This is a genomic window from Streptomyces sp. NPDC001100 (assembly GCF_053598575.1).
Window position 1 is genome coordinate 38,981 of record NZ_JBSFKO010000050.1, and the last position, 24,740, is coordinate 63,720.

The 24,740-nt window shown below is 69.1% G+C and carries 31 protein-coding genes and 1 pseudogene; 16 read left to right on the forward strand and 16 right to left on the reverse strand.

Annotated elements, in window-relative coordinates:
• Window positions 1–50: 50 nt before the first annotated feature.
• Together ACWDEW_RS43655 and ACWDEW_RS43660 are read right to left on the reverse strand one after the other, a co-directional pair.
• A complete protein-coding gene (locus ACWDEW_RS43655) occupies window positions 51–983 on the reverse strand; it encodes an NAD-dependent epimerase/dehydratase family protein (RefSeq protein ID WP_450521127.1) in 933 nt (310 codons plus the stop codon).
• Window positions 984–1,766: 783 nt separating this feature from the next.
• Window positions 1,767–1,925 carry a hypothetical protein gene (locus tag ACWDEW_RS43660; protein WP_450521129.1) on the reverse strand — a complete coding sequence of 53 codons (159 nt, stop codon included), beginning with the start codon at window positions 1,923–1,925 and terminating at the stop codon, window positions 1,767–1,769.
• A 654-nt stretch (window positions 1,926–2,579) separates the two neighbouring features.
• Between ACWDEW_RS43660 and ACWDEW_RS43665 the strand changes: the two genes are divergently transcribed.
• Window positions 2,580–2,768, forward strand: coding sequence for an alpha/beta fold hydrolase (locus tag ACWDEW_RS43665; protein WP_450521131.1), 189 nt, complete (start codon window positions 2,580–2,582; stop codon window positions 2,766–2,768).
• Entirely contained in the window at window positions 2,765–3,034 is a 270-nt protein-coding gene (locus ACWDEW_RS43670) for a hypothetical protein (RefSeq protein WP_450521133.1), read from the forward strand. The genes ACWDEW_RS43665 and ACWDEW_RS43670 overlap by 4 nt, the downstream gene beginning before the upstream one ends.
• 223 nt (window positions 3,035–3,257) lie before the next feature.
• Here the strand turns inward: ACWDEW_RS43670 and ACWDEW_RS43675 are convergent, their stop codons facing one another.
• From ACWDEW_RS43675 to ACWDEW_RS43695, 5 genes are all read right to left on the reverse strand, one after another.
• A complete protein-coding gene (locus ACWDEW_RS43675; protein WP_450521134.1) occupies window positions 3,258–4,184 on the reverse strand; it encodes a LysR family transcriptional regulator in 927 nt (308 codons plus the stop codon).
• Between the two features lie 22 nt (window positions 4,185–4,206).
• The gene (locus ACWDEW_RS43680) at window positions 4,207–4,392 is read right to left on the reverse strand and encodes a hypothetical protein (RefSeq protein ID WP_450521136.1); all 186 of its coding nucleotides are present in this window, start codon (window positions 4,390–4,392) and stop codon (window positions 4,207–4,209) included.
• A gap of 51 nt (window positions 4,393–4,443) precedes the next feature.
• Window positions 4,444–5,673, reverse strand: a complete 1,230-nt coding sequence (locus ACWDEW_RS43685; RefSeq protein ID WP_450521138.1) for an IS110 family transposase — start codon at window positions 5,671–5,673, stop codon at window positions 4,444–4,446.
• A 662-nt stretch (window positions 5,674–6,335) separates the two neighbouring features.
• Window positions 6,336–6,815 (reverse strand): hypothetical protein, encoded by a 480-nt coding sequence (locus tag ACWDEW_RS43690; RefSeq protein ID WP_450521140.1) that lies wholly within the window; start codon window positions 6,813–6,815, stop codon window positions 6,336–6,338.
• A 1,204-nt stretch (window positions 6,816–8,019) separates the two neighbouring features.
• Window positions 8,020–8,460 carry a hypothetical protein gene (locus tag ACWDEW_RS43695; RefSeq protein WP_450521142.1) on the reverse strand — a complete coding sequence of 147 codons (441 nt, stop codon included), beginning with the start codon at window positions 8,458–8,460 and terminating at the stop codon, window positions 8,020–8,022.
• 447 nt (window positions 8,461–8,907) lie between these two features.
• Between ACWDEW_RS43695 and ACWDEW_RS43700 the strand changes: the two genes are divergently transcribed.
• Together ACWDEW_RS43700 and ACWDEW_RS43705 are read left to right on the forward strand one after the other, a co-directional pair.
• On the forward strand, window positions 8,908–9,222 hold the full coding sequence (locus ACWDEW_RS43700) for a hypothetical protein (protein WP_450521144.1): 315 nt from the start codon (window positions 8,908–8,910) through the stop codon (window positions 9,220–9,222).
• A gap of 112 nt (window positions 9,223–9,334) precedes the next feature.
• Window positions 9,335–10,459 (forward strand): carboxylate-amine ligase, encoded by a 1,125-nt coding sequence (locus ACWDEW_RS43705; protein WP_450521145.1) that lies wholly within the window; start codon window positions 9,335–9,337, stop codon window positions 10,457–10,459.
• Between the two features lie 235 nt (window positions 10,460–10,694).
• Here the strand turns inward: ACWDEW_RS43705 and ACWDEW_RS43710 are convergent, their stop codons facing one another.
• A complete protein-coding gene (locus tag ACWDEW_RS43710; protein ID WP_450521147.1) occupies window positions 10,695–10,943 on the reverse strand; it encodes a WhiB family transcriptional regulator in 249 nt (82 codons plus the stop codon).
• Window positions 10,944–11,126: 183 nt separating this feature from the next.
• Between ACWDEW_RS43710 and ACWDEW_RS43715 the strand changes: the two genes are divergently transcribed.
• The 6 genes from ACWDEW_RS43715 (at window position 11,127) to ACWDEW_RS43740 (ending at window position 13,858) form a co-directional block, all read left to right on the forward strand.
• Entirely contained in the window at window positions 11,127–11,453 is a 327-nt protein-coding gene (locus tag ACWDEW_RS43715) for a plasmid stabilization protein (RefSeq protein WP_450521149.1), read from the forward strand.
• A 73-nt stretch (window positions 11,454–11,526) separates the two neighbouring features.
• Window positions 11,527–12,093: a DJ-1/PfpI/YhbO family deglycase/protease gene (locus ACWDEW_RS43720; protein ID WP_450521150.1), complete on the forward strand. Its 567-nt coding sequence runs from the start codon at window positions 11,527–11,529 to the stop codon at window positions 12,091–12,093.
• 16 nt (window positions 12,094–12,109) lie between these two features.
• Window positions 12,110–12,238, forward strand: a complete 129-nt coding sequence (locus ACWDEW_RS43725; protein WP_450521196.1) for an LPFR motif small protein — start codon at window positions 12,110–12,112, stop codon at window positions 12,236–12,238.
• Window positions 12,239–12,478: 240 nt separating this feature from the next.
• On the forward strand, window positions 12,479–13,120 hold the full coding sequence (locus tag ACWDEW_RS43730; protein ID WP_450521152.1) for a hypothetical protein: 642 nt from the start codon (window positions 12,479–12,481) through the stop codon (window positions 13,118–13,120).
• Window positions 13,121–13,229: 109 nt separating this feature from the next.
• On the forward strand, window positions 13,230–13,583 hold the full coding sequence (locus ACWDEW_RS43735) for a hypothetical protein (protein ID WP_450521153.1): 354 nt from the start codon (window positions 13,230–13,232) through the stop codon (window positions 13,581–13,583).
• Between the two features lie 101 nt (window positions 13,584–13,684).
• Complete coding sequence (locus ACWDEW_RS43740; protein ID WP_450521155.1) at window positions 13,685–13,858, forward strand: hypothetical protein; 174 nt, start codon at window positions 13,685–13,687, stop codon at window positions 13,856–13,858.
• Window positions 13,859–14,194: 336 nt separating this feature from the next.
• Here ACWDEW_RS43740 and ACWDEW_RS43745 read toward each other — a convergent pair whose 3' ends face one another.
• Window positions 14,195–15,373 (reverse strand): AI-2E family transporter, encoded by a 1,179-nt coding sequence (locus ACWDEW_RS43745; RefSeq protein ID WP_450521157.1) that lies wholly within the window; start codon window positions 15,371–15,373, stop codon window positions 14,195–14,197.
• A 176-nt stretch (window positions 15,374–15,549) separates the two neighbouring features.
• On the opposite strand from ACWDEW_RS43745, the gene ACWDEW_RS43750 reads away from it, so the two are divergent.
• Together ACWDEW_RS43750 and ACWDEW_RS43755 are read left to right on the forward strand one after the other, a co-directional pair.
• A complete protein-coding gene (locus ACWDEW_RS43750; RefSeq protein WP_450521159.1) occupies window positions 15,550–16,038 on the forward strand; it encodes a flavin reductase family protein in 489 nt (162 codons plus the stop codon).
• Between the two features lie 187 nt (window positions 16,039–16,225).
• On the forward strand, window positions 16,226–17,212 hold the full coding sequence (locus tag ACWDEW_RS43755) for a YihY/virulence factor BrkB family protein (RefSeq protein ID WP_450521161.1): 987 nt from the start codon (window positions 16,226–16,228) through the stop codon (window positions 17,210–17,212).
• Window positions 17,213–17,281: 69 nt separating this feature from the next.
• On the opposite strand, the gene ACWDEW_RS43760 is transcribed toward ACWDEW_RS43755, so the two are convergent.
• The 4 genes from ACWDEW_RS43760 to ACWDEW_RS43775 all read right to left on the reverse strand — a co-directional run bounded on the left by ACWDEW_RS43760 (window position 17,282) and on the right by ACWDEW_RS43775 (window position 19,694).
• A complete protein-coding gene (locus ACWDEW_RS43760; RefSeq protein ID WP_450521163.1) occupies window positions 17,282–17,626 on the reverse strand; it encodes a DUF6479 family protein in 345 nt (114 codons plus the stop codon).
• 166 nt (window positions 17,627–17,792) lie between these two features.
• A complete protein-coding gene (locus ACWDEW_RS43765) occupies window positions 17,793–18,011 on the reverse strand; it encodes a CDGSH iron-sulfur domain-containing protein (protein ID WP_450521165.1) in 219 nt (72 codons plus the stop codon).
• Window positions 17,995–18,645: a HemK2/MTQ2 family protein methyltransferase gene (locus tag ACWDEW_RS43770; protein WP_450521167.1), complete on the reverse strand. Its 651-nt coding sequence runs from the start codon at window positions 18,643–18,645 to the stop codon at window positions 17,995–17,997. The genes ACWDEW_RS43765 and ACWDEW_RS43770 overlap by 17 nt, the downstream gene beginning before the upstream one ends.
• Window positions 18,646–18,704: 59 nt before the next feature.
• On the reverse strand, window positions 18,705–19,694 hold the full coding sequence (locus tag ACWDEW_RS43775) for an iron-containing redox enzyme family protein (protein ID WP_450521169.1): 990 nt from the start codon (window positions 19,692–19,694) through the stop codon (window positions 18,705–18,707).
• A 185-nt stretch (window positions 19,695–19,879) separates the two neighbouring features.
• Here ACWDEW_RS43775 and ACWDEW_RS43780 point away from each other — a divergent pair, with 185 nt between their 5' ends.
• Together ACWDEW_RS43780 and ACWDEW_RS43785 are read left to right on the forward strand one after the other, a co-directional pair.
• Window positions 19,880–20,158, forward strand: coding sequence for a GlsB/YeaQ/YmgE family stress response membrane protein (locus ACWDEW_RS43780; RefSeq protein WP_450521171.1), 279 nt, complete (start codon window positions 19,880–19,882; stop codon window positions 20,156–20,158).
• Between the two features lie 261 nt (window positions 20,159–20,419).
• A complete protein-coding gene (locus ACWDEW_RS43785; protein ID WP_450521198.1) occupies window positions 20,420–21,577 on the forward strand; it encodes an FUSC family protein in 1,158 nt (385 codons plus the stop codon).
• Window positions 21,578–21,856: 279 nt separating this feature from the next.
• Here ACWDEW_RS43785 and ACWDEW_RS43790 read toward each other — a convergent pair.
• Window positions 21,857–22,446, reverse strand: a pseudogene (locus ACWDEW_RS43790) (SDR family NAD(P)-dependent oxidoreductase); the annotation flags it as partial.
• A 153-nt stretch (window positions 22,447–22,599) separates the two neighbouring features.
• On the opposite strand from ACWDEW_RS43790, the gene ACWDEW_RS43795 reads away from it, so the two are divergent.
• A complete protein-coding gene (locus ACWDEW_RS43795; protein WP_450521173.1) occupies window positions 22,600–23,433 on the forward strand; it encodes a SigB/SigF/SigG family RNA polymerase sigma factor in 834 nt (277 codons plus the stop codon).
• A gap of 31 nt (window positions 23,434–23,464) precedes the next feature.
• Here ACWDEW_RS43795 and ACWDEW_RS43800 read toward each other — a convergent pair whose 3' ends face one another.
• Window positions 23,465–23,638: a hypothetical protein gene (locus tag ACWDEW_RS43800; RefSeq protein ID WP_450521203.1), complete on the reverse strand. Its 174-nt coding sequence runs from the start codon at window positions 23,636–23,638 to the stop codon at window positions 23,465–23,467.
• Window positions 23,639–23,674: 36 nt separating this feature from the next.
• The gene (locus tag ACWDEW_RS43805) at window positions 23,675–24,037 is read right to left on the reverse strand and encodes a PRC-barrel domain-containing protein (protein WP_450521175.1); all 363 of its coding nucleotides are present in this window, start codon (window positions 24,035–24,037) and stop codon (window positions 23,675–23,677) included.
• Window positions 24,038–24,212: 175 nt separating this feature from the next.
• Here ACWDEW_RS43805 and ACWDEW_RS43810 point away from each other — a divergent pair, with 175 nt between their 5' ends.
• Window positions 24,213–24,686: a hemerythrin domain-containing protein gene (locus ACWDEW_RS43810; protein ID WP_450521177.1), complete on the forward strand. Its 474-nt coding sequence runs from the start codon at window positions 24,213–24,215 to the stop codon at window positions 24,684–24,686.
• Window positions 24,687–24,740 lie beyond the last annotated feature (54 nt).

A 24,740-nucleotide genomic window follows, 5' to 3' on the forward strand; every position in this document is an offset into this window, starting at 1 on the left:
ACTATTCGGGGAGGGCGGACACCATGGTCAGGTACAACGCCGTCCGGCCGTTACGCGGCGTGGGAGGCGAGTGCTTCCTTCACGGCGACGAACCCGGCGGCATGCTGGACGATGGGCCGGTATCCCAGTTCGGTCACGGCTTTGTCGGTGCGCAGCGTGCACGGCTGTCCGATGAACCACCGGGCGGGTACCGGCACCACATGGGCGGCGGTCTCGGCGTCCATGTCGGGGATGGGCGCGTCGACGCCGTAGAGCGAGAAAATTGTCTCCAGGAAGTCCCGCAGGATGACCGGATGCTGGTCGGTGACGAAGTACGCCTGGCCCCCCCGGCCGTTCCGCCATCCGCGTATCAAGCCCTCGACGGCGTTGTCCACGTACGTCACATCGGTGGTGTGCCGGCCGCCGTCGATCCAGGCGAACTGCCCGGCCTTGGCCGCAGCGGCCAGGTTTGCGGTCAGGCTGCTGTCAGGACCCCAGACGAACCGCGGTCGTACGGAGACGGTAGTGAAGCCCGGTGTGTTGGCATCCAGTACGACCTGCTCGGCAATGGCCTTGACCGCACAGTAGGCGGCTTCCGAGTCCGGCCGCAGCGGTGCGGTCTCGTCCACGTCCAGCAGCGGTTCGCCGGCCAGGAGCGCGGACTCGCTGCCACAGTTGACGAAGGTGGCGACCCCCGCGGTACGGGCCGCTTCCACAGCCGCTCGGGTGCCACCGACCGTCACCTCCTCTTGGCGCTCGCGGTCGGCGTTGATGTCTGTCTCGGCGGCGAGGTGGAACAGTACGTCGCTGCCTGCCACCGCGTCCTGCCAGCTGGCCGGCTCCGTCAACTGGCCCCACACCGGCTCCGCGCCGAGGGCCGCGACCTTGTCGGCCGACGCTTCACTGCGGACCAGTGCGCGGACCGTATGGCCTTCTCCGACCAGTCGGCGGATCAGGGCCTGTCCGATGAAACCTGAGCCACCCGTAACGAATGCCTGTGACATGGGAGCCTTCTCTCTCTCGTGTAGGACGCTTCCCGCTCGCTGCGGGCGGGAGGCCATGTGGTGTAGAGCGATCAGGAGCTGCCTGGTGTTCCCTCGGATTCATTCATAAGTCGACGGCAATCCATACATTTTTTGGATGCCGCAGCCTCGTCCGATCACCGGATGCCTCATCGAAGGCACAAGCCTTCGGCCAGTCGCGCAGGTGGCGGGCGAGAGAGCACGGTGGACCACAGGCGCGCTGACGCGCAGGCGTGGGCGCGTGTGCGCCGCAGGGGGCACGCCATGGTCGAGCGCGGCCCTCGCCTCCCGTCCTCGAGTCCGGCGAGGGAGGGGCCGACGGACTTGCCCACGAGAGGGAACATCTCACGGATGCGGTCACCTCGCCGCGCGTGGACGGGGTGCTCCGCCGGCGGCAGCACATGGGCCGGAAGCGCCTCGGACGGGCGATGCCGGGACCTTGGCCTTCGCCGTGCTTCTCGTGCATGCCGGCGTACACCTGAACGTGGTCGGCGAGGTGCAGGGATACGTCCCCACCTGAAGAGAGTCTCGTGCAGGCAGGGGAGTCGTGGCCGCCCGATCTCCGAGAGTGCGGGACAGGGCGGCCAGTCGAGGGCGCCCTTCGGGGGTCGCTCGGCGATGGGGCAACGTCCCACCCTGTCCCGTGGCGGGCCATCGGGCGGCCCGGGCCCTGTGGCGACCGCCGACTGGCCCATGTTCGCGTGTCCTGGCCAGGGAGAAGACCCCGTCCCCCGACAGTGAGTGCGGCCACTCGGGCGGTCGGGGTCACTGTGCTGTCTTTGGCGCCGTGCGGGCGGAAACAGCCAGGAGGACGAGGGCGAGTCCGGTAGCCACCGCGCCCATCCAGATGGGGGAGATGTAGCCGAGCCCGGCTGTGATCAGCAGTCCGCCGATCCAGGAGCCGAGCGCGTTGCCGAGGTTCACCGCCGCGATCGGGGCGCCGGACGGATCGCCCCGGCGGCGTGTGCGTGGCGCATCACCTTCTGCTGGTAGGTGCATCTCCTGAACCAGGGTCGCGTCAGCAAGCTGCGCCTGTTTCACCCGCGCCGCCGCTGCGACAAAGTTCGGCGGCCGGTCGAACTTTCCTCGCCCTCACCGCATCGTGCGGGTATGAACACTGCGAAACACAGTCCCGGACTCCGAGCGACCCGCGGGAGCCCCGTGGGCGAGGCACGGACCGTCGTGGTCGATGGTGCACGCGAGGTCCACCGGGGTGCCGGTGAGAGGCCGGTGTGCCTCGTGCACTCCGCAGGCCTGGGCGTGCACCCGAAACACCCGCGGATGCCTGGGCTGGAAGCGGGCTGACTCTCGTGCGCCAGAGACAAGCCGCGGGTAAGGGGAAGACGTCCTTCTCCCAGTGCTGGCCGGATGGGCCGGAGGTCGCTGAGGCAGGCCGTGTGCGGGACGCGGTCAATGTGTGCCAGATGAAGGTCCCCGACGACGAGTCGTTCGGGCGCTGTCTGAGCGCATCCTGCCCGCCGAGAAAGACCGCGGGCCTGGGGCACCTGCGACCCGAACCGTCTCCCGGCCCCGTGGGACGTAAGGGGCCGGCTCGATGCGATCAAGGGTCTGACACCGGTGATCGTCGGTACACACGACTTCATCTGCCCGCCCGGCGTCGCGCACGAAATGCATGGCGGAATCCCAGACGCACAGCTGTCCGAGCCACGCGAGAGCGGCCACTTCGGGCACATCGAACAGCCGGACGAGTTCGCCGCCATCGTGTCGGACTTCGTGAACAACCAAGAGATGGAGAAGCAAGCATGACAACCACCGTGCCGATCGGCCTGGCCGAGGAGACGGAAATCGAGGCGTACGCCGACTTCGCAACCGGCGCGCCGACGCCGGTGCGGGACTCGCTGGGCATCGGCTGGCTGCGCATCGGCTCGGCGCTGGCTCTCGCGGTCCACGAGGACCCGAGCCGCTTCTTCAACCGCGCCGGCGGATTCGGCCCATACGAACCGATCACCGCAGACGTTGCGGCGCAGGCCTGCGACTTCTACCGGGAGCACGGTGTACCCGAGGGCGCATGAATGATCGCGCCGCCGCTCCTGCCGACGGACTGGGCCTCGACCGCCGACAAGCTGAACCTCACCGAAGGCAGCCGTTTCGTCGAACCGGGATGCGACACCGGGACCGCGCTGTACGCGCCCGACGGCGTCGCGGCACTCGACCCCGGTCTGCGCATCGGGCCGGTCGAATCCCGAGGCCGGAGGAGTCGCGCCTTGGGACCTGCAGGTCGCACACCGCTCGTAGTCACTCACCGGCGACGGCTGGGCCTTCGTCGAGCTGCGTCTGTACGCTGCGGGGGACGCGCACTCCGCGACGGCGCAGCCCCGCGATGAATCGTGCGACGAGCGGATCGTCGTTGGCAGAGGTCACCGCCATCAGTTGTCTGGTCCACCGCGGGGAGAACGGCCTCACCACGCCAGGAAAGCCCGCACTGACCGCACTCACCGGACAGACCGCGACGCCCAGGCCCGCTGCGGCGAGTTGGGGTGCCGTGGCAGTAACGGACGTCCGCATGACCGCCTCCGGGTGGACCCCGGCCCGGGCGAAGGACTGGTCGAGCCATGCACCGAGGCGGTTGTGCACCGTGTAGTGCACGAGTGGCGCGCCATCGAGGTCCTGGATCCGCACTGAGGCTCGTCGGGCAAGTGGATGGCCGGTGGGCGCAGCCAGCACGATCTCCTCCTCAGCGATGGCAGTGACCTCGAAACGGTCGGACGGGGGGTCTGGCAGCACCGCGACGTCAACCTCGTCGGACTCGACCAGTCTCAGTGCCTCGTCCATGACGGCGAGCTCATGCAGACTGATGGCCACTTCCGGGTGACGTCGGCGCCAGTCGCGGAGCACCGGGGCGAGCAAGGCGACGGTAAGGCTTTGCGCACAGCCGATCCGCAGCGATCCGCCCCCGGCTTCTCCCACCGCCCGGGCCGACCGAACAGCGGCGGCGGCCGCCTCGACCGCCCGTCGGGCATCAGCGACCGCGGCCCGGCCCGCGGTGGTGAGCCTGACCCCGCGTGCCTCACGACGCAGGAGGGCCGTGTGGACTTCGCGCTCCAGTGAAGCGATCTGGTGGGACACGGCCGGTTGCGAGGAGTGCAGCAGCAATGCCGCCTGAGTGATCGATCCGGTGTCCGCGACAGCGATGAGGCATTCCAGGGCGCGAAGAGAAGGCATCCAAATATTCTATGGCAACAAGTTAAGGTATCAGTGCTCCGACGGTGAGCTGGACTTCGAAGCTGATGGTCTGACCGGCGAGGACGGTGTTCGGCGTCTGCCAGGCGAGGGCGCCGAGTTCGAGCCGCGGTTGTGCACGGATGTCAACGGGGGCCGGGCCCGCGAAAAGGATGCCGTCGAATCCGGTCGCCGAGACGTCGCCAAGCACCCGGATGCCGCATTCTCGCAGGCTGGTCAGACATCCCATGGCGTATGGATGTCAATCGGCTGCGGTGAGGGTCGCATGGTGTGACCAGGCGGTGGCCTCGTCATAGGGCGTGCGGGTCTTGAGGCAACCGTGGAGGATGCCGACGAGGCGGTTGCCGAGCTGGCGCAGGGCGGGGTTGTAGCCGGCGTCGCGGGCGCGCTGCTTGTCGTAGTAGCGCCGGGCGCCGGGTGAGGTGTTGATGGCGGAGAACGCCTGTCTTTGGAGGGCGTCGGCGAGGCGGTCGTTGCGCGCGTAGCGGGCCTGGACGCTGTGCGTCCTGCCGGAGGCGCGCGTGATCGGGCTGGTGCCGGCATAGTTCTTGCGTGCCTTCGCGGAGGTGTAGCGGGTGGGGTCGTCCCCGAACTCGGCCAGCACCCGGGCGCCGGTGATCGCGCCGATGCCGGGCAGCGACCGGTAGATCTCAGCGTCCGGGTGCGCGAGAAAATGTGCGCTCACCTGCTCCTCCAGGGCGGCTATCTGCTCGTTCAGGGCGATCAGCAGCCGTGCGTGGGCGACCGCCGCCGCGCCGTAGGCGGCGGCGACCGGGGCCGCGACGCCGAGCTGCGGCTCACGCAGGGCCGCCTGGATCGCGGCGGCCTTCTGGTCCCGGTGGTGGCGTCGGTGCCGGGCCAGCTCGGCGGTGATCTGCGATTTCGTCAGTTTCATGGCTTGCTCTGGCGTGGGTGCCCTGATCAGCAGTTCCAGGGCGTCGGTGCTGGTGAGCTCCAGGGCGGCGTAGGCAGTCAGCGCGCCGGGGAAGTACTCGCGCAGCGTGCTCCGCAAGCGCTGGAAGGTGCGGGTGCGCTCCCAGATCAGGGTCTGATGGGCGCGGGCGATGACGCGGACGGCCTGGGCCTGGTCGCTGTCCCCGGCGACGGTGCGCAACTGGCCGCCGTCGATGCGGACCATGTCGGCGAGCGCGTGCGCGTCGCCCTTGTCGCTCTTGGCTCCGGAGGTGCCGTACCGCTCCTTGAACCGGGCCGCCTGCTTGGGGTTGACCGCATAGACCCGGTAGCCGGCCGCGATCAGCGCCTGGACCCACGGGCCGCGGTCGGTCTCGATCCCGACCGCCACCTGCGCGGGCTCCAGCTCCTTGCTGCCATGCCGAGCGACCAGGGCGTGCAGCTTGGCGATGCCCTCCACGCCCTCGGGCAGCCGGGCCGCGGCCAGCCTGCGGCCCGTCGCGTCCTGCAACTCGACGTCGTGGTGGTCCTCGGCCCAGTCGTCGCCAATGAACAGCATCAGCACCCAACCCTTCGCTCTCGTGCGGAACTTGCACAGCCGGCGGAAGGCACAGCTCGCGCCCTAATGGATCCAGTGCTCACGCCGAACCTGCCCGGCGGGCACGCCATCCCATCAGTAGTCAGGCCTCCCGGCCGACCAGCGGGGGCACGGTCTGACCACAGAACTCGCAGTGGTTCCGGGCTGGTGAGTGCTCACCTGCTGGCGGCTACAGACCGCAGTCTCTCCTACGGCCCGCTGAGTCCCATTAGGGCGGGTTGACGGGGTTTCAGGTTCGTTCGTTTGGCCGGTGCCTGGTCGGCGTGCGTAGAGGAGGGGTGGGGAGATGCCCCGTCGTTCCGCTGCGATGCCCCCCAGGGGAATGGCCGAAACGGGAGAGCCTGACGGTTGCGGCTGCGGACGGGCTGCTCGTGCTGTCCGCCTGCCACGGACGCGGGTGCTTGACGGTGGGCGGGACCTGGGCCGCATTGGCAGCACGGGTTCCCGCTGCACGCGGCCGTCGCCGTCCGCCCGTCCCCCGGAAGGCTCCTGTGGCGGCGCGTTTTGCCCGGAACAGGAGGGATGGATCTCTCTGTCGTGACGCTCGTTTGACGCTCTGGACGCCTTCACGCGGGGCCAGGAGCTGAGAAACAGGTCCTGACCTGGTATTTTCCGGCAGCCGCTCAGGCCGACGTCTTTCCCCCGACCAACCGTCTCCGGCGCCCGTCGGCCTCCAATTCGTCGAGGAGGCGCTCCACCACGATCGGCGTGACCGTGTTCAGCTTCCGCGAGCCGACTCGGGGAACTATGTGGACGTTGATGGAGCTGTCGGCGTGCTCTCCCGTGGAACAGTCCGTGATCTTCCGCTGCCGCGGCCTCCACTGCTTCGCGCACTCCCCCACCGTCTTCTGATACTCCCCCAGCGTCTCCTGACCCAGCTCGCGGCGCGCCTCCGCGACGGACGGCGCCGTCCGCATCTTCTCCCTGTAGATCTGCGTGAGGCGTTCAACGGCGTCGTCCTGCGTGGCAAAATCGCCCTCTTCGGTCTGCCTACCCAGTCCGTTGCGAAAGCGGATCGTGTAAGGGTGAGGGCACCGAGTCGGCTTGGTGCAGTCGCAGTCGTTGAAGAACGACCCCATACCTCGGGCGAGCTGGCGAGCCATGTATCAGACCTTCAGGGTCACAGTCGGGCATCTGTCCAGATCCGACCGTGGCGGCCCCCGGGTCAGCGAGCCGGGACCCCACCGGACCCATGCTGACCTTCTACTGACCTGGACGCGCCCATGATGCCCCTGACGTGCACAGATGACCAAGCGTTAGATCTTGGACTTGAACATGGTACGCAGCATCGGGGCGCTCCCAGAGGTAGGCTCCCTGCCTGCGTTTTTGCAGGTCAAGGGCTGTTCCCTCACCCTACAACGAGTCGCATGCACGGGCAGCTTTCCCCGGGTTTTTCAGGACTCGCGCTGGCCACTTGCTAACTTTCCTGACACCTCGTCAGGCGGCTGCAGTGGACGTCCCCCTCTGTCGCAGACGCCACCGCGACGACGGCCCGAGCCTACCCAGCACCATCTGAAGGACGTCAGTGAGCATCGCCACACGGACAGTCTGGACGGTCATCAGGTGCGAAGTCACTCGACCGGGAGTCGGGCCACGTGCCGCCTTACGGTCGACTGGCCCACCCCTCTCTCTTGCACATCCGCGCGGTACCCCTGATGCCGACCGATCCCTTCGAAGACACCGCCTGGCCGGTGGCTCGTACGCTCGCTGCCTCGCCCGGCCACCTCGACGACACCTGGCACGAGCACGACCGCACCGCGCACGGTGAGTCCGCGCTCCTCGGACTGCCCCCACTCGTCGGCTACGCTGCGCGCCGCGCTCGTCCTTCAACTGCGCCTGTTCGATGTCCCACACCCGGCCTGGACACGCAGCCGCCTGACCCGCCGCACAACAAGAGATCACCCTTGGACAAGACCGCCCCGTGAGCGAGGTCCGCGCGACTGCGCCCGGCACTGTCCACGGCAGCGGCGAACAATGCTTCGTCGGCCAGCGGCGAACTCGGCCTCAGGGAAGTGCCGAACGTCGTGACAGCCGCGCTCGACGGGCGAGGTTCTGCAGCCCCCGGCCGTCACCAAGAACTGCTGTGTCGAAGAACTGCTGTGTCGACGGCGCCGGCCAAGGAGTCCTGCTCGCCACGCACCGCAGCGGCCAGGGCGACAGTTCCGGCGATCCCCGTCTGATGCGACCACGGCCGTGGTCGCGTCGACCAAGGCGTAGCCGCCCGCCGCCGAACGCCGCGGGCGGTCCTCCCTGGAGCGAGCTGCTGACATGGCCGACCCGCGAGGCGAGCAGGTCGGACACTGTCGGTCAGGTGCAAAGGCCGTTGTCCGAGTTGTAGTAGATGTCGATAGAACCGCTCCAGGTCAGGCACTGACCGTCGTCGGGAGCGTCCTTGTAGACCGGCCCCGCGTAGCTGGTGTACGAGCCGGAGTCCCTGGCCTCGCCGCTGCTGTAGGGCCAGGTGTCCAGCGTGACCTCCATGAACACGCGGGCGCCCGGGTTCGTGCGGACGGTTACCGCGCAGACCTTGCCGACAGCGCTGTTGAAGGTCACGAATGTGGTGGCCGGGACGGCGGACTGCGACGAGTGGATCGGCGTAGCCCTGATGACGTCGTATCCGGTGCCACAGGCTCCGTTGTACCGGGTGGGCGTGGCCGCCGAGGCCGGTGTGGTCGCGGCGAGCGTCCCGCCCAGGGCGAGGACGGCGAGCGCGGTTGCGGTGGCCGCCTTGCGACGGATCGACTTCATGATGGTGTTCCCCCTGTTGTGATCCTGGGCAGTGTGCCGGGGACGGCTGGTCATGGCCGTCCGCGCGGGATGAGACCCGCGTGGCCTCTGGAGCCTGCGCTGTTTCCATCCGCAGGCTGTCAGCCGGCCGGCAGATGTCGCCATCTGTTCGAACCTCGTCGAAGTAAGCGGTCGCCTCCGGAAGCCCTACGAGGGGTGCTATGAGCCAGATTGCGGGATTGCGTATCAAGGCCGGATGCCTCAAAGCCGGGGCACTCAGAGCCGCCGGAACTTCTTCGGCCGGGACCAGGACGAGATCCCGGCGACGGCGCTGTGCGAGCCGCGTGCGACGCCGGTACGAGCCACCTGACCCCTATGATCGCGCGAGCCAACGGCCCCACCGTTCGCTTGCTCTTCCTACGACGTGATGCGGCCGGCAAGCGGCGTCGCACTCAGGTCGCCCTCACCGTGGCTGGGCTGCTGCTCTTCGCCGGGCGCGGGCAGCGGGTCACACCGCTGGATCTGACGACCCCCATGGACATCGCGGTCGCCGACTACGACCACGATCTCCACCCCGACCTGGCGACGTACACCTACGAGGGCGACGGCGTGTACGACGGCTTCGAAGTCCTCCTCGGTGAGGGGACCAAAGGGCTCGGTGGGAACACCCACCGGTACACGGCCGAGGCGGGGGCTTCGGGGTACGACCCGCCGGGGCGCCTGCCCCACTCCGGTCTGACACCCTTCTACCCGTCGTGCGCGCGCGTCGGCTCGAACGGCTGACACCCCGGCGGGTACCTCGATCACGGACCTGACAGCTCAGCAATCCGTACAACCACCGTCTCCCGACCCCAAAGGCATCTGTGACCAGGCCGATCGGGGGTAGTCGGTGACCATGACGACACGTGTGACGCTCGGGGTGGAGGAAGAGTTCTTGCTGCTCGACAGCCGGACCGCCCTGCCGGCGTCACGCGCCGGCAGGCTTCGGACGGCAGCGCGGCGAGAGCCGGGACTCAAGCGAGAGGAAGTCGACACCGAACTTCTGCAGGCCATGGTGGAGGTTGCGACCCCGGTGTGCTCCGATCTCGACGAGGTCGCCCGGCACCTCGCTCGGTTCCGACGCCTGGTGAGCGGGGCCGCACAGCGTGTGAACTGCCGACTGGCCTCGACCGGCGGCGCACCCTTGATGGGGGAGGAGACGGTGCCGGTGACCGGAACACCGCGGTACCGGGAGATGCGGGCGGCCGCCACGCAACTGGTGGACGAGCAACTGATCTGCGGCACGCACATTCACGTCGCCGTGCCCGACCGGCAGGCCGGCGCCGTCGCTCTCGGCCTGCTGCGCCCCTGGCTGCCGGTACTGGTGGCGCTGGGCGCCAACTCCCCGTTCTGGAACGGGCGCGACACCGGGTTCGCCAGCTGGCGCACCGTGGTCTTCGGTCGCTGGCCGGTCAGCGGCTCGCCCCCGTTCTTCTCCGGCGCCGCCCACTACGAGGAGCACGTGAGCGCCCTGCTGGGCACCGGCGTGATCGCCGACCGGCACCAGCTCTACTGGCACGCCCGGCTGTCCGACGAGTACCCGACGCTGGAAGTCCGGGCACCCGACGTCCAACTGGACGTCGAGAGCGCCGTCACCCTCGCCGGGCTCGCCCGCGGACTGGTGGTGACCGCCCTGCGCGAGGCCCGCCGGGGAGCCCGCCCCTTGAACCCGTCGCCGAGCATCCTGCAAGCAGCGGGCTGGCACGCCGCTCGCCACGGACTGACCGCCGACCTGGTCGACCCACGCACCGACAGGCCCTCGCCCGCCGCCGACGTGGTCGGCGCGCTCCTGGGCCACATCACACCCGCGCTCAAGGAACTCGGTGACGTCGACCGGGTGACAACGGGCGTGCAGCAGCTGATCCACCAGGGCTCAGGGGCCACCAGGCAGCGGGCCGCGCTCACCCGAAGCGGCACCACGGGCCTGCTCGACCTGATAGCGCCCGAGCCCGCCGAACGAGACGGAACAGAACGCCCTTGAGAACCATGGCCGGTTGGGCTGAAAGGGACTGCAGCAAGCCGCTGATCCAGCTGGCCGCTACGTGGTTGTCGTGGCCGATGAGGGGGACTCGGATGGTCATCAGGAGCCCACTGTCGACCGGCCGGAAGGAAGTGCGAGCGGCTCAGCAGACGATTGGGGAGTTCTCATGCAGAAGGGAGCCCGACCCGCCCCTGGTGCCCGAGATTCCCTACGACGCGGCGCCGGGCCCCCGCGTTCATCGGTGCGCGTGTACCAGGTCAGCCCCCCTGCTCAGTTCGGCGCGCTCCCGCTCGCTCGTTCCACCCCATACGCCGTGGACCTGACCGTTGTCGATCGCCCAGTCCAGGCACTGTCGAATCACCGGGCAGACGAGGCAGACACGCTTGGCGGCAAGTTCCTGTCGTAGCGCCGGTCCCGTGGCACTGAGGGGAAAGAACAGCTCCGGGTCCTCATGAACGCAGGCAGCCCGCTGGGCCCATTCCATGAATGCCTCCACCGGAGTGCCTGCACCGGTCCCCTCCGCCGCACGGTCCGTCCTCGGTCGCGGGGCGCGGCGGGACAGCGTGCACTGGAAGTGGTGGGAGTGTGTGTGACTCGCCCGGTACGGAGCACCCGAGGAGTGGGGACACACATCCCCCACGTCGATTCCGAGGTGAGGAGAGCGGTCATGCCTGCAGGTTCCAGCCCCAAGCGGGAGCGGCAGTACGAGCACATCAAGGAGAGTGCGGAGAAGCGGGGAGCCTCCGCCGGGCGCGCGAAGGAGATCGCCGCGCGGACCGTCAACAAGGCACGGGCCCGCTCCGGCGAGGCGAAGCAGCCGGGCAAGGTCTCCACCCAGGACAAGAAGTCCGCCTCGCAGCGCGGGGGCGAGCGCTCGCACCGCGGACCGGTGAGTCCGACCAGGGATCAGCTCTACGAGGAGGCCAGGAAGCGCAACATCCACGGCCGCTCCTCCATGAACAAGCAGCAGCTGGCCAAAGCCCTCGGCCACTGACCCCGTCGTATACGTCCGCATAGGTCCCGGACCCGCGGTCCGGCGACTTCGTCACGGAGAAAGGCGCATCCCCATGGCTGACAAGCCCCTCAACGGCCACCGCGTACTGGCGCTCGTCACCAACTACGGGGTCGAACAGGACGAACTGCTGGTGCCGCTCGCGCGACTGCGCGACGACGGCGCGGACGTCACCGTCGCCGCCGCGACGGCCGACCCAGTCCAGACCCTCGTGGGAGACAAGGACCCCGGCGAAACCGTGCAGCCCGACGCCACCTTCGACGTGGTGGACCCCGGCGACCACCAGCTCCTGCTGCTCCCCGGCGGCACCCTCAACGCCGACCAGCTCCGCCTCGACGACAAGGCCCTCGCCATCGTCAAGGCGTTCGCCTCCTCGGGCCGCCCCATCGCCGCCATCTGCCACGGCCCGTGGGCCCTGGTCGAAGCGGACGTCGTCCGGGGCAAGACCCTGACGTCCTACGCCTCGCTGCGCACCGACATCCGCAACGCCGGAGCCGCGTCCTGGGTCGACGAGCCGGTGGTCAGCGACACCGAGGGCGGCTACACCCTGGTCACCTCCCGCACACCCAAGGACCTGGACGCCTTCGTCGACGCGATCGACAAGGCCCTGGTCGGGTCCTGAACCATCGGACTCCGCCCTGCCCAAGGCCGTCGCCGGCGTACTGCGGTCGATCGGCGGCGCGATCGCCACCGTCGTCACTCTGCCCTTCCGCGTCGTCGCACGGCTCTTCGGCGGCGCCTCCGACAGCGCACACGGCGGTCGCTGAGAACACCGATGCGCAGCGCTCACCGATGCCGGGGGCGATGCGCACGGTGACCTGGAAGTGCTGGCGTCCTTACGCGGGGGCGTGCACACGGCGGTGTCCCCGGACCTCGGCGGACCGATGCGCCGATTTTCCTGCCCCAGGTGAGGACGAGGTGAAGGACAGGTCATGCCGCGAGCGCGGGAAGAAGCCCGTTTCAGACACCCCCGGCACGAGCGCCGCGGAGAGCCTCGGCTGCCGGCCGTGGCTGCAACACTCGTCGCCATCGCGCTCTACCTCTTCCTGCCCCAGCGGCTCCTGATCGCGCCTCGCTATGTCCTGCCGGCTCTGGAGTGCGTGCTCCTCGTACCTCTCGTAGCGATCAACCCGTGCCGGCTGACCCGACAGACACGGGCGTTCCGCGTGCTGTCGCTGACGCTCGTCGCCCTGATCGGGGCCAGCAACCTCTTCGCGCTGGGAATCCTGGTCCATGAGCTGGTGTCCGCCGGGGTGAAGGACGGCCGGGAGCTGCTGGTGGCCTCGTTGCAGATCTGGCTCACCAACATCATCGTCTTCGGCCTGGCCTACTGGGAGCTGGACCGGGGCGGCCCGGTCAGCAGGACCCAAGTGCCGCGTGAATCACTGCCGTTGGCGGACTTCCGGTTCTCGCAGGACGAGAACGCGGGAGCCGTCCAGGAGGTCTCCGACGGCTCCAGCAAAACGGCCGACTGGGTGCCCACGCTGATGGACTACCTCTACGTGTCGGTGACCAACTCCACCGCCTTCAGCCCCACGGACACCATGCCGCTCTCCACCCGCGCCAAGTTCCTGATGAGCGTGGAGAGCGTCACCGCTCTCCTCACCTCGCTCCTCGTGATCGCCCGCGCGGTCAGCATCCTGCACTGACGGTGTTCCGATCCGCTCACTGGCAGGCCTCGCCGTCGCCGCGCACTCGTCGAGGACGGCTCCCGGCGCGACTTCGCGTAGCCCATCGCCGTGAGGGAACTCGGCTGCCATGAACGCCAAGGCAGGAATCGGGGGCTCGTACTGGCTGGAGACCGCACCGCCCACCGAACCACCCGCTCCCCCGCCGTCACATGACCTCTCCGTCGATGTCGCGGTGATCGGCGGCGGCATCATGGCCGGCAGCCCGCTCAGCGACCTCGTCCGCGGATGCGAGCGCGAGTGGAGCGGCCTCCACGATCCGCGTCGCCTGGTCTCCGTGGTCCGCGAAGGGGGCTCGTTCCTGAAACAACAGGCCTACGTGGCCCGGCATTTCGTCGGCGACCGGCTGCCACCTTTGACGGACCCGGCGCCGACACCGGAGGACATCCCTCGCGGCGAGGGTTTGGAGAAGCGCGACATCTGAACGGCGCGGCGTTTCACACCCGTTGCCCACGGGAACCCGGTGAACACCCCATCGAGAGCTCGACCGACTGCTCGACCGACACAGAGAGAAGTTGAAGCGCCGTGACCGCGCCCACCGCCAAACAGAAAGTCCTGAACGTGGCCAGGACCGGCTGGTCGAAGGCCCGTGACCGTCGCGGCAAGGGCATTCGCACGTGCGTCCGCGCGGTGGAGACCGGCGGATCCCCCACGGTGCGCACGAGCGCGGAGGGGAACATCGTCCGGGGCGAGGACTGACCGGCCTCCTGTCACCTCCCGTGCCTGCCCGGTCGCCGGGCCACGGGCACCCGTCCCCCTCGCACGGACCACGCGTTCCCTCACAGTCCTGCGAGACTGCCCTACCGCACGGCCGACCTGCGGGACGCCTCCAGGTAGCTGATGCCGCTCCCGCAGGTCAGGTGATCTACGCGAACGACACCTCGGCCTGTCGGCGCGAACTCCGTACGCCACACGCGCGAACTCCGTACTCCACACGACGGAGTCGCCGCCCTGCCGCTCCTCGGGCACCCAGACTCCCGGCAGCCATCGGGTGCACCCTTCCCAGGGGGTATCCAGGGGGTATGGAGCAAGGCGTCATTTGCGCTCCTTCTTGGGAAACACGTACTCGTCGAGGATCAGGCCGGCGGCGACCGCCGCCGGGATGGCGACGAGGGCGCCGATGATGCCGAGGAGCGCCCCGCCGACCAGCACCGCGAGCACGGTGACCAACGGGTGGACGTCCACGGCGAACTTCATGGCCCTGGGCACGATGAGGTAGTCCTCGACGACGCGGAAGACGACGTAGAAGACCGCGGTCGCGATCGCGATGGGCAGGGACACCGACAGTGCGACGAGGCTGACGACGATTCCGGCGAGGGTGGAGCCGACGATCGGGATCAGGTCCATCAGGGCGGTGAAGACACCCAGCGCGGCGGCGTACGGGACACCGGTGGCCGCGCACCATCCGAAGGTCGCCACGCCGGCGATCCCGGAGGTCACGAGGTTGCCGAGCATGAACTTGCCGATCCGGTTCATGATCTCTTCGGCCACGCCCTCGACACGCTCACGGCGGCTGGCCGCCACGAAGCGGTAGCCGAACTGCTTGATGACCGGCAGGGCCGCCATGCAGTACAGGGTCACCGTGATCACGATCGCCGTGGACGTGACGGTGCTCAGCACGATCTGGCCCGCGCCCAGGACGCCTCCCGCCAGGCCGCTCGCCCCGCCGCCCGAACCGATCTGCTCCTTGGCCTTCTCGACCAGATGGAAGCGGTCCTCCAGGCGACCGATCGTGGACTGGTGGTTGTGGACCTGTTCCAGCCAATCGGGCACCGCGTCCACGAGCGCGTTGATCTCCTTGGCCACGGGAGGGATGACCAGGGCCAGGAAGCCGCCGAGTACGACGACGAATCCGGTCAGCACGATCGTCACGGCCCAGCCGCGCCGCAGCCCCCGGCGTGTGAACCAGACGACGAGCGGTTCCAGACTGATCGCGATGAACACGGCCAGCAGGAGCAGGGTCAGCATCGAACTGACCCGCATGACGGTCTGCACGGCGAGCCACGCCAGGCTCGCCCCCAGGCCCAGGGCGAAGCCCACGGTCACCCACGACCGGCTGCGTCCGCCGCGTGAACCTCCGGGTGGGGGCCGCTGCGGCACCTTCCGGAACTCCTCTCCTGCGTCCACCGGGCCGGGGTCGGAGCCGTTCACGTCCGTCCCTTCCGGAGCGGCGTGCTCGTCCCGGGCGGACTCGGACTCGGACTGGGCAGACATCGCGACGGCTCTCCTAGATGGCCTCGTGGCCTCGAATGGGCGTGGGTGTTCCGGGTACCCAGGGAGTCCGGTCGTACCGCGTCCGTGCGCCGCCCGGCGCGTCGTGTGCCGGCCGGCACACGGAACTGGGGAACGCTGGTACGACATCCGATCTCTTGTGGCGGGAGCCGAACACCGTGACCGATCTCGATCCCTTCACCGACCTGCTCGACTACCCGATGTACGTCGTGACCGCCGAGGCCGACGGGGAGCAGGCCGGCTGTCTGGTCGGATTCGCCTCGCAGTGCTCGATCGAGCCCGCCCGGTTCATGGTCTGGCTGTCCAAGGCCAACCGGACGTACCGGGTCGCCGAGCACGCCGAACGCCTCACGGTGCATCTCCTCCGCCGCGACCAGGACCGGCTGGCCCGGCTCTTCGGCGGCGAGACCGGCGACCGCACCGACAAGTTCACGGACGCCCCGTGGCATCCGGGTCCCGGCGGAGCACTGATCCTCGACGAGGCTCCCGCCTGGTTCGTCGGCCGGGTGGAGAACCGGGTCGACGGCGGCGACCACGTCGGTTTCCTGCTCGCACCGGAGACGGCGGAAAATCGCACGGCCGGCCGCACCCCTCTGCTGACGCTCAACGACGCCCACGCCATCACTCCGGGCCACCCGGCAGACTGAGCAGCACCCCGTCGCGGCTACGGACACGAGCCTGAGGTGTCGCGCGGAGTCGCCGTCCTCTACCTCTACTACCTCTACCTCGTCGGCGCGGTTGTTCCTCGGCCCCGGCTCCCGGCCCGGTACCCGGGCGGCCAAGGCGAGAGGCGCGGCGGCGCATGGCCGGGCCCGGGCGGGATACCCCAGTGGTATGCCACCGACACCCGGCCCCGGACAGCAGGTAGAACGCAACTCGCCCGACAGGCCCGGCAAACTGCCGAAACGGTCCTGGTGGGCGGTCCTCAGGGGCACGGTCAAGGAGTTCCAGAACGACGAACTCGCCGACCGCGCCGCCGCGTTGACGTACTACGGGGTCCTCTCGCTCTTCCCCGCGCTGCTGGTCCTGGTCTCACTGCTCGGCATCGCCGGCAGGTCGACGACCCAGCGGGTCCTGGACAACATCGAGAAACTGGCGCCGAGTTCGGCCCGGAACATCATCGGCGACGCCGTACGCCAGCTCCAGGCCACCGGCGGACTCGGCTCCCTCGTGGCCGTGGTCGGCGTCGTCGTCGCCGTCTGGTCGGCCTCCGGCTACATCGCGGCGTTCATCCGGAGTGCCAACGTCGTGTACGACATGCCCGAGGGACGCCCCATGTGGAAGGTGCTGCCGATCCGGGTCGGCGTCACGGTGGTGCTGCTGGTCCTGACGGTGATCAGTGCGCTGATCGTGGTGTTCACCGGCGGTCTGGCCCGCGCGGCCGGTTCGGCGCTGGGAATCGGGGACGCCACCTTGATGGTGTGGTCGATCGCGAAGTGGCCGGGGCTGATCGTCCTGGTCATGGCGATGATCGCGATCCTGTACTGGGCGGCGCCCAACGTGAAGGGGCGCGGCTTCCGTTGGGTCACCCCCGGCAGCGTGCTGGCTCTGCTGGTCTGGATGACCGCCTCCGCGGGCTTCGCGTTCTACGTGGCCCACTTCGCGTCGTACAACAAGACGTACGGCACGCTCGCCGGCGTGATCGTCTTTCTGATATGGCTGTGGATCAGCAACATCGCGGTCCTGCTCGGCCTCGAATTCGACGCGGAGCTGGCCCGCCAGCGTGCCGTGGCCGGCGGGCTTCCCCAGGGCGAGGAGCCGTATCTCCCGCCCCGGGACACCCGAGCGTGGAGCGAGGAGGACCGCCGCCGGGCTACGTGACGCCGCTCGTGACCGAGGACATGGCCGAACGGCCGCACGATGCCTCGTCGCTGCGGACAGAACCCGCGATCACGCGGAACCCGAGCCCCAGCGCCGACGCTTCTGGTCCTCGCTGCGCCTGCTGCCCGACGTCCCGCCGCCGGACAGCTGGTGCGGAGTGAGCCGCTCGCTCTCGTCCTTCGCACGCGGCACCTCGTCGGGCTCGCGCATCTCCTGAATCTCGTGGGTCGGCCCGGACTCCGGCAGCCGCGGCTGCTCCTCCGGGCGCGGCGGCGCCGACTCCCGCCGACGGGCCTTCATTCCGAGCCGTACGGCCCAGATCAGCCCGCCGACGAGAATCAGGCCGGCGACCACCGGAAAGACTCCGAGGGCCGCTCCACTCGACGCGGCCAGTTCCGTACTCGGTATGTTCATCACTGCCGGGTACCCCGGGGACAACGGGAGAATCTCACCCACCTGGCAGGTCGTCGGCGGGCAGGGCGTCGCACTCCCGCTGTCTCCTTCTGTCTCCCGCTGTCTCCTGCTTCGACTCGGTCATCAGCCACGCGTACACACCTGAGCCACGAACAGACCCAGCCGATCAGGATGTGTGCGGAGCGGGCGGCTCGGGCCGGCGGTGACTGGCGTCGCACCACGGGTAGGTGCGGCTGCGGCGACAGGTGCACAGGGCGACGCAGAACCGGTCGGACGAGACGGTGGTGCCGTCCTCCAGCGTGACGTCCACCGGGCCCTCGACCAGCAGGGGCCCCGTGCGCCGGGCCACGATGCGGCAGCGCCGTTCATCAGAGTCGTACGGCACGAATGATCACCAACTGTTCCTTCTCGGCAGCGTCCTCGATCAGGCCGCGGTCGCGCAGCCAGCCGCTGCGGGACAGCAGGACGGGGCCGAAGGCGACGCTGCGATGCTCCTCGATTCCGGCGTCCAGGCCCGCCGCCCGCAACCGGCGCAGCGTCTCTTCCGGATCGCTCAGCGCGGACTGGACCACGAGCAGCACTCCGCCGCGCCTCAGCAGTCCGGGGGCGTCCTCGCAGATCCGGTCCAGTACGAGGCGGCCGTCGTGTCCCGCGTCCCAGGCCCGCGCCACACCCCGCCGGGGGCACGCGGTGGCGGGTGCCGGCACGTACGGCGGGTTGGAGAGGATGAGGTCGAAGGACCTGCCCGAGACGGGACCCAGCAGGTCGCCGCGTCTGACACGGATCGCGAGACGCGCCAGCAACGCGTTGACCTTGGCGTTGAGAGCCGCTCGCCAGGAGATGTCGATCGCCGTGACACGGGCGCCGAGCCGCGCCGCGGCCAGCGCGACGGCACCTGTTCCCGTGCCCACGTCGAGGACCTCGGCGTGCGGGGGAAGGCGCTCGTCGCGCAGGAATCGGATGAGCAGGCCGGTGTCGTCCTGCGGGGTGTAGACGCCGGGCAGAGTGACCGTGGTCATGGGGTGTCGTCTCCGGTTCTCGCGGATACCGCAGAACCTGTTCGTGGTCGGAACTGCGGTCAGACCGGCATGCGCAGCGACGACTCCCCTGCCTGCCACGCGCCGAGGAGGTGCTCGGCGAGGCGGTCTTCGAGATACATGGTGGCGTCCACACCGAAGGCGACATCCCCGTCGAGGTGCGGCTCCTCTTCGAGCAGACCCGCCACGACCTCTCGGCGGACGACCTGTTCGTGCACGGCGTCGGCCTCGACGTGCTCGTCGTAGAAGTGCTCGGCGGCCGGTCCGGCGCCGGTGCGCCGCATGGCCTGGGCCAGGCGACGTGAACCGGGGGACGAGGTGATCTCGACGGTGGCGAAATGGCCGACCAGGGCGCCTCGCAGGGCGCGGTGCAGGCCGAAGAGGGACATCAGGTTCACGGTGGCGAGGGCCTCGGGGCCGGCCGCGTCCAGGTAGTGGCCGTAGGCGGTGTCCAGTTCGAGGTCGGTCATGAGATCGGCGAAGAGACGGGCGTGCACACGATCCGCGCGGCCCCCGCCGAACTCGTCGAACTCCACGGCTGCCATGCCCGCCTTCGCCCGCCCCCACAACCGGGGCAGCACCCAGGCGTGCGGGTCTGCCTCCTTGAGGTGGTAGAGCGAGCGCTGGGCCGCGTACTCACGTATCTGCCACAGCTCTCCCTCGTCCCGCAGGAAGTGACTGACGCCCGAGCCGTCGACGGGTTCGACCAGCAATTCGTCCAGTGCCTCGTCGGTGTGCTTGTGTACGGTCGCCGCGTCACGCAGAGCCTGGAGAAACGGCTTCTCCATGGCTGCCCGGACCCTGAGCAGGTCGGGGTCCCACTCGCGGTCGGCGTCGACTTCCGCGAATCCCCGGTAGTGCAGCTCGTAGCAGACGTACAGGGCGAGCTGGAGATCGGCTCCGAGCGGGGCGGCGGCGGAAATCTCCCGGCCGCTCGGAAGCGGTCCCGTACTCCGCAGGTATTCGATGATCGCCGTCGAGATCCGACCACGAGCGGACGGCAGGGCCGGTTCCGGCGATGTGACGTTCATGAACGCCGGGTACCCGTGATCCAGAAACTCGCACATGAACCGGTCGGGCGGAGGCGTCCACGGCACCCCCGCATCAGGTACCGGCGATGGCGCGATCCAGAAGGGAGACGTTTGTTCGGGCTCGTTCGGCGCACACGAAGAGCTGACACAGCCTTTGTCCGAAGAAGAGGAAGCGGAGACACACCATGGGAATCATCGCGTGGATCATCATCGGTCTGCTCGCGGGCGCCATCGCCAAGATGCTGATGCCGGGCAAGGACCCCGGCGGCATCATCGTCACCATGCTCATCGGCATCGTCGGCGGCCTGCTCGGCGGCTGGCTCGGCAAGGTGATCTTCGGCGTCGACTCCATCGACGGATTCTTCGACCTCTCCACCTGGATCGCCGCCATCGTCGGCTCCCTCATCCTGCTTCTCCTCTACCGCCTCGTCACCGGCAACCGGCGCTCCCACCGCCACGCCTGACCGACCGACGGTAGACGCCCGCACCACCTCAACGGCTCCCCTCTGTCTCACAGGACGGGAGCCGTCGGCGTGCCCGGAGCCTCGGTGAAGGGCGACCAGTGCATATCCGTCATGACAGCGGTGTCCGAGGCCGCGCTCGACCCGACCGACCCGACCCCGGCGACCGGCCTGGTCACCGCCGACGGCAGATGGTTCGAAGCAGAAGACCGTCGGGGGCCACAGGTATGCATCCACCGTGTCCGACAGGGCACTTGGTGTGCCATGGAGTGGGCGGGTGGGGCGGGAGGGGCGGTTCGTCGTCACGGCGGGATCGCGGTGTCGGCGGTGCGGCGGGCGTGGCGGGGACCGGGTCGTGAACGTGATCTGACGGTGCAGGTCGGCAAGGCTGCGCTGGCCGCCTGTCTGGCGTGGGCCGTGGCCGGGTGGTGGCTGCAGGCACCGGTGGCGTTCGTCGCCCCGTGGATGGCGGTCCTACTGGTGGAGTCGACTGTGTACCGGTCGCTCGCGCACGGCCTGCAGCAGTTGGCCGCCATCGCGGTGGGCACGGTGGTGGCGACAGCTGTCGCGTTGGGGCTGGGCGGCACGATGGTCACGATGGTCGTGGTGCTTCCGACAGTGCTGCTCCTGGCGCAGTGGCGGCGCCTGGGCAGCCAGGGCATCTACGCCGCCACCGGCGCACTGTTCGTCCTGACCGACGGCCGGGTCTCCTTGGCCACTTCGGGCGCGCGTATCGCGGAGGCGGTCTTCGGCGCGGCGGTCGGCATCGCGGTCAACGCGCTGGTGCGGCCCCCGGTGTATCTGCGCGACACCCGTGTCGCCCTCAAGGACGCCGCCGACGAAGCGGAGCGGATTCTCGCCGCGGTGGCCAAGGCGCTCGCCGACGGCGAGTGGGAGGAAGACTCGGCCCGGGTCTGGCACGAGCGCGCGCTGCGGCTGGGACGTCTGGTCGACCAGGCCCGTTCCGCGATCGGCTGGAGCCGCGAGAGCATGCGGGGCAATCACCGCGGGTTCGGCGCGGGCGGCCTCCCGCGGCCCGGCAAGGGTTACGACGACGCGCTGGCCGTGCTGGACCAGGTCGCCGTACACATCGCCGGTGTGACCCGCACCGTGCTGGAGATTGCCCTCCACGACGACGAGGCGGTCCGCACCGACCCGCAACTCACCGGCCCCTACGCCGACTTCCTGCGCCATACCGCCCGGGCGATCGGGCTCTACGGCCAGACCCGCTTCGCGGAGACCGGCAGTGAGCAGACGGCCCACAAGGCCCTGCGCGAGGCCGTCGGCGAGCTCCGGCGCAGCCTCGACGAACTCCACCGAAAGCTGCCCGGCACCGTGCGCGACGATCCCGACGCACTGGCCACACACGGCGCACTCTTGGTCCAGGCACGCCGCCTGGCCGATCAGCTCGTACGGGACTGAACTCCATTGACCGCGACGTCCGGCGGGGGTCCGAACGCCCAGATCGGTCCCAGCGGGTGGGCTGCGTCCACGCCCTGCCTGCCGGCGAGGAGGGCCGGGCGACGGGCCTTCACCGAGGCACATCAAGACGGAAGCCTCACCGACAGCGGGCTGCGCGGTCTTGAAACCCCTCGAACATCCCGGCCGTCCCAGCACCCGGCTCAGGTATCGCGTCCTGCCGCCGGCGCGGTACCGGCACTTCCGATCGCCACGGCAGGACGCCGGGCGTCGGTGGAACGGTCAGGATCCGACCGGCGTTCCGGGGCCGCTGTCGTAGGCCCACTGCGCGAGGGTCTGGCGGTGCCCGTCGTTGAGCTGCCGGTTGCACAGCGCATCGACCTGGTCGCGGACCGTGCGGCTCCATCTCGGCGGGGAGCAGATGCCGGTAGCGGCGGTCCTCGCCGAGCAGGACCCGCACGGTCCGTTCGTAGACCGGTTCGGGGTCGTACTGCTCGTGCGGCGAGTGCGCTGTAGTCGTAGAGACGGTCGGCGGGGTTGTCACGCCATTCCCTCCACGTCTCGAACATGGTGTCGTTGAAGCCGGTGAAGAAGGGTCCCGGGTTGATCGTCGCCACGGTGACACCGAACTCGGCGAGTTCCTGGTCCAGTGCGTCGGCGAACGCCTCCACCGCGTGCTTGGAGCCCGCGTAGGCGCCGGTGAACGGGTCGACGGTGAGTCCGGCGACCGAGGACATGAAGACGATACGGCCGCTGTGGCGGGCCGCCATCCGGCGGGCGATGCCCTGGGTGAGCAGAACGGGGCCGAAGACGTTCACCTCGAACTGGCGGCGCAGCCGCTCCTCCGGGATGTCGGCGGTCGCGCCGCCTTCGTCGGGCTGCCGGACGAGGGTCGAGGAGTAGTGTGGTGGAAACCACCGTGCCGAGCGTTCCAACCCCCGACGGACTGGCGGGGCCTCGCCGAGACGGATGCGGTCAGAGCGCACAGTAAGCGTTCATCCTGCTTTTGCACCTGAGGCGGCGCCATGACGCCCACCCTGAACGTCGTCGAAGCACTGCCGTGGATCGAGGACGCCGACAAGGTCGCCCCCAGGGACGCCCGTGTGCTGTCCCGGCTGTTCCTGGACCGGTTGCCCTCGCTGGAGGAGGGCACCAGCGAGTATCAGTACGTCCGCAACACCCTGATCGAGATGAACGTGTCCCTGGTCAGGTTCGCGGCCCGCCGGTTCCGCAACCGGGGCAGCGGCGACATGGAGGATGTCGTCCAGGTCGGCACGATCGGTCTGATCAAGGCCATCGACCGCTTCGACCTGACCCGCGAGGTCGAGTTCACCTCCTTCGCGATCCCCTACATCGTCGGCGAGATGAAGCGCTTCTTCCGCGACACCACCTGGGCCGTCCACGTACCTCGACGTCTGCAGGAACTCCGCGTCGACCTCGCCAAAGGCAAGGAATCACTCACCACTACGCTCGGCCGCAGCCCGAGCTTGAACGAACTCGCCGCCCATCTCGGGCTGGCCGAGGACGAGGTCATCGAGGGTCTCGTGGCCGCCAACGGCTATGTCGCCGGATCCATCGACACCCCCGGCGGCGAGACCGAGACCGGCGAGAGCGGGCCCAGGTACGCGGACACCGTGGGCGACGAGGACCCGGCCCTGGAGCTGTTCGAGGACCTGCACACGCTCGGCCCGCTGCTGCAACGGCTCGACGACCGGGAGCGGACCATCATCGAGATGCGCTTCGGCCAGGAGATGACACAGGCACAGATCGGCCGCGAACTGGACGTGTCCCAGATGCAGATCTCCCGCCTGCTCAACCGCACCCTGGCCAAGCTCCGCGCCGGTTTCCTGGACGCGTAGTCCTCCGATTGCCGGGCGGTCTGTGTCCCCGTTATCGAACGGGACGGCTGCCGGAGCGCCGGGACCAGCGCACGGCGACGAGCGCCAAGGCCGTCACAAGCACCGCGATGCCGATCACCAGCAGGTAGCCCAAGCCGTTCGCGGTCACCCCGACGATTCCCAGTACGAGGGCGATCAGGAGAAGCAGCAGGAAGAGAACCATCACGGAGCACCACCTTCAGACGTGGGGTTGAACAGCGGGTCAGCGGCGCGCGAGTTGCCGCTCGCCGCCCGCGCCGGGCCGGTAGTCCATGCCGTAGTGCCGGAAGATCGCTTCCTCTCCCTCGGCCGGCAGGATGTCGTCCGTGCCGATTGACGGTGCCTTCTTCACCTGCGCCTTCGCGTAGGTGACCTTGACGTAGTCGGGTCCGAGGATCGCGTCGCCGAGGGGGACGAAAGCCAGTCGTTGACGCGTGGGCAGTCCGATGCGGACCGTGGCCATGGCCGACTCGTCGGTGGCGGTGTCCACGTAGATCGATTCGAGTACGCCGATCCTGTGCCCCTCGGAGTCGACGACGTGGCGGTTGCGCCACTCGCGGATGTCGGCCGCGTGGATCGTGGTCATGTTCTGTCTCCTGAGCCGCTGGTACACAACGGGTGCCCCGTAGATCGCCTGTGACACCCCGACCGAACCAGGCAAATGGTGCGCTTACAGGTGGGTCGGATGCGATGCCGGGGGTAGCCGGACCGTGGGAGCCGACCGGCTCCCGGAAACAACCGGACGAGACGAAGGCAGGCCCATGGACGCGATTGTGCTGCTCAAGGAAGACCACCAGACGGTCGAGAAGCTCTTCAAGGAGTTCGAGCAGGCCGGGGACCGCGCCCACAAGACCAAGCGGAAGATCGCCGACAAGGTGATCGAGGAGCTGACGGTCCACACCTGGATCGAGGAGAAGATCTTCTATCCCGCCGCACGTGCCGCGGTGCCGACCACCACCGATCACGTACTGGAGAGCGTCGAGGAGCACCACGTCGTGCTGTGGATGCTGTCCGAGCTGGCGGGCCTGGACCCCGCGGACGAGCGTTTCGACGCCAAGATGACGGTCCTCATGGAGAACGTGCGGCACCACGTCGAGGAGGAGGAGAAGGAGTGGTTCCCCCAGGTCCGCTCCGCTCTCGGCCGCAACCGGCTGGGCGAACTGGGCGAGCAGCTCGCCGCCGCCAAGTCCGACGCTCCGCACGACCCCCTGCGGATTCCCAGCGCGCACGAGTGACGGACACGCGCCCACGAAGGACAGACACCACGGCAGAACCGACCACCGACCTTT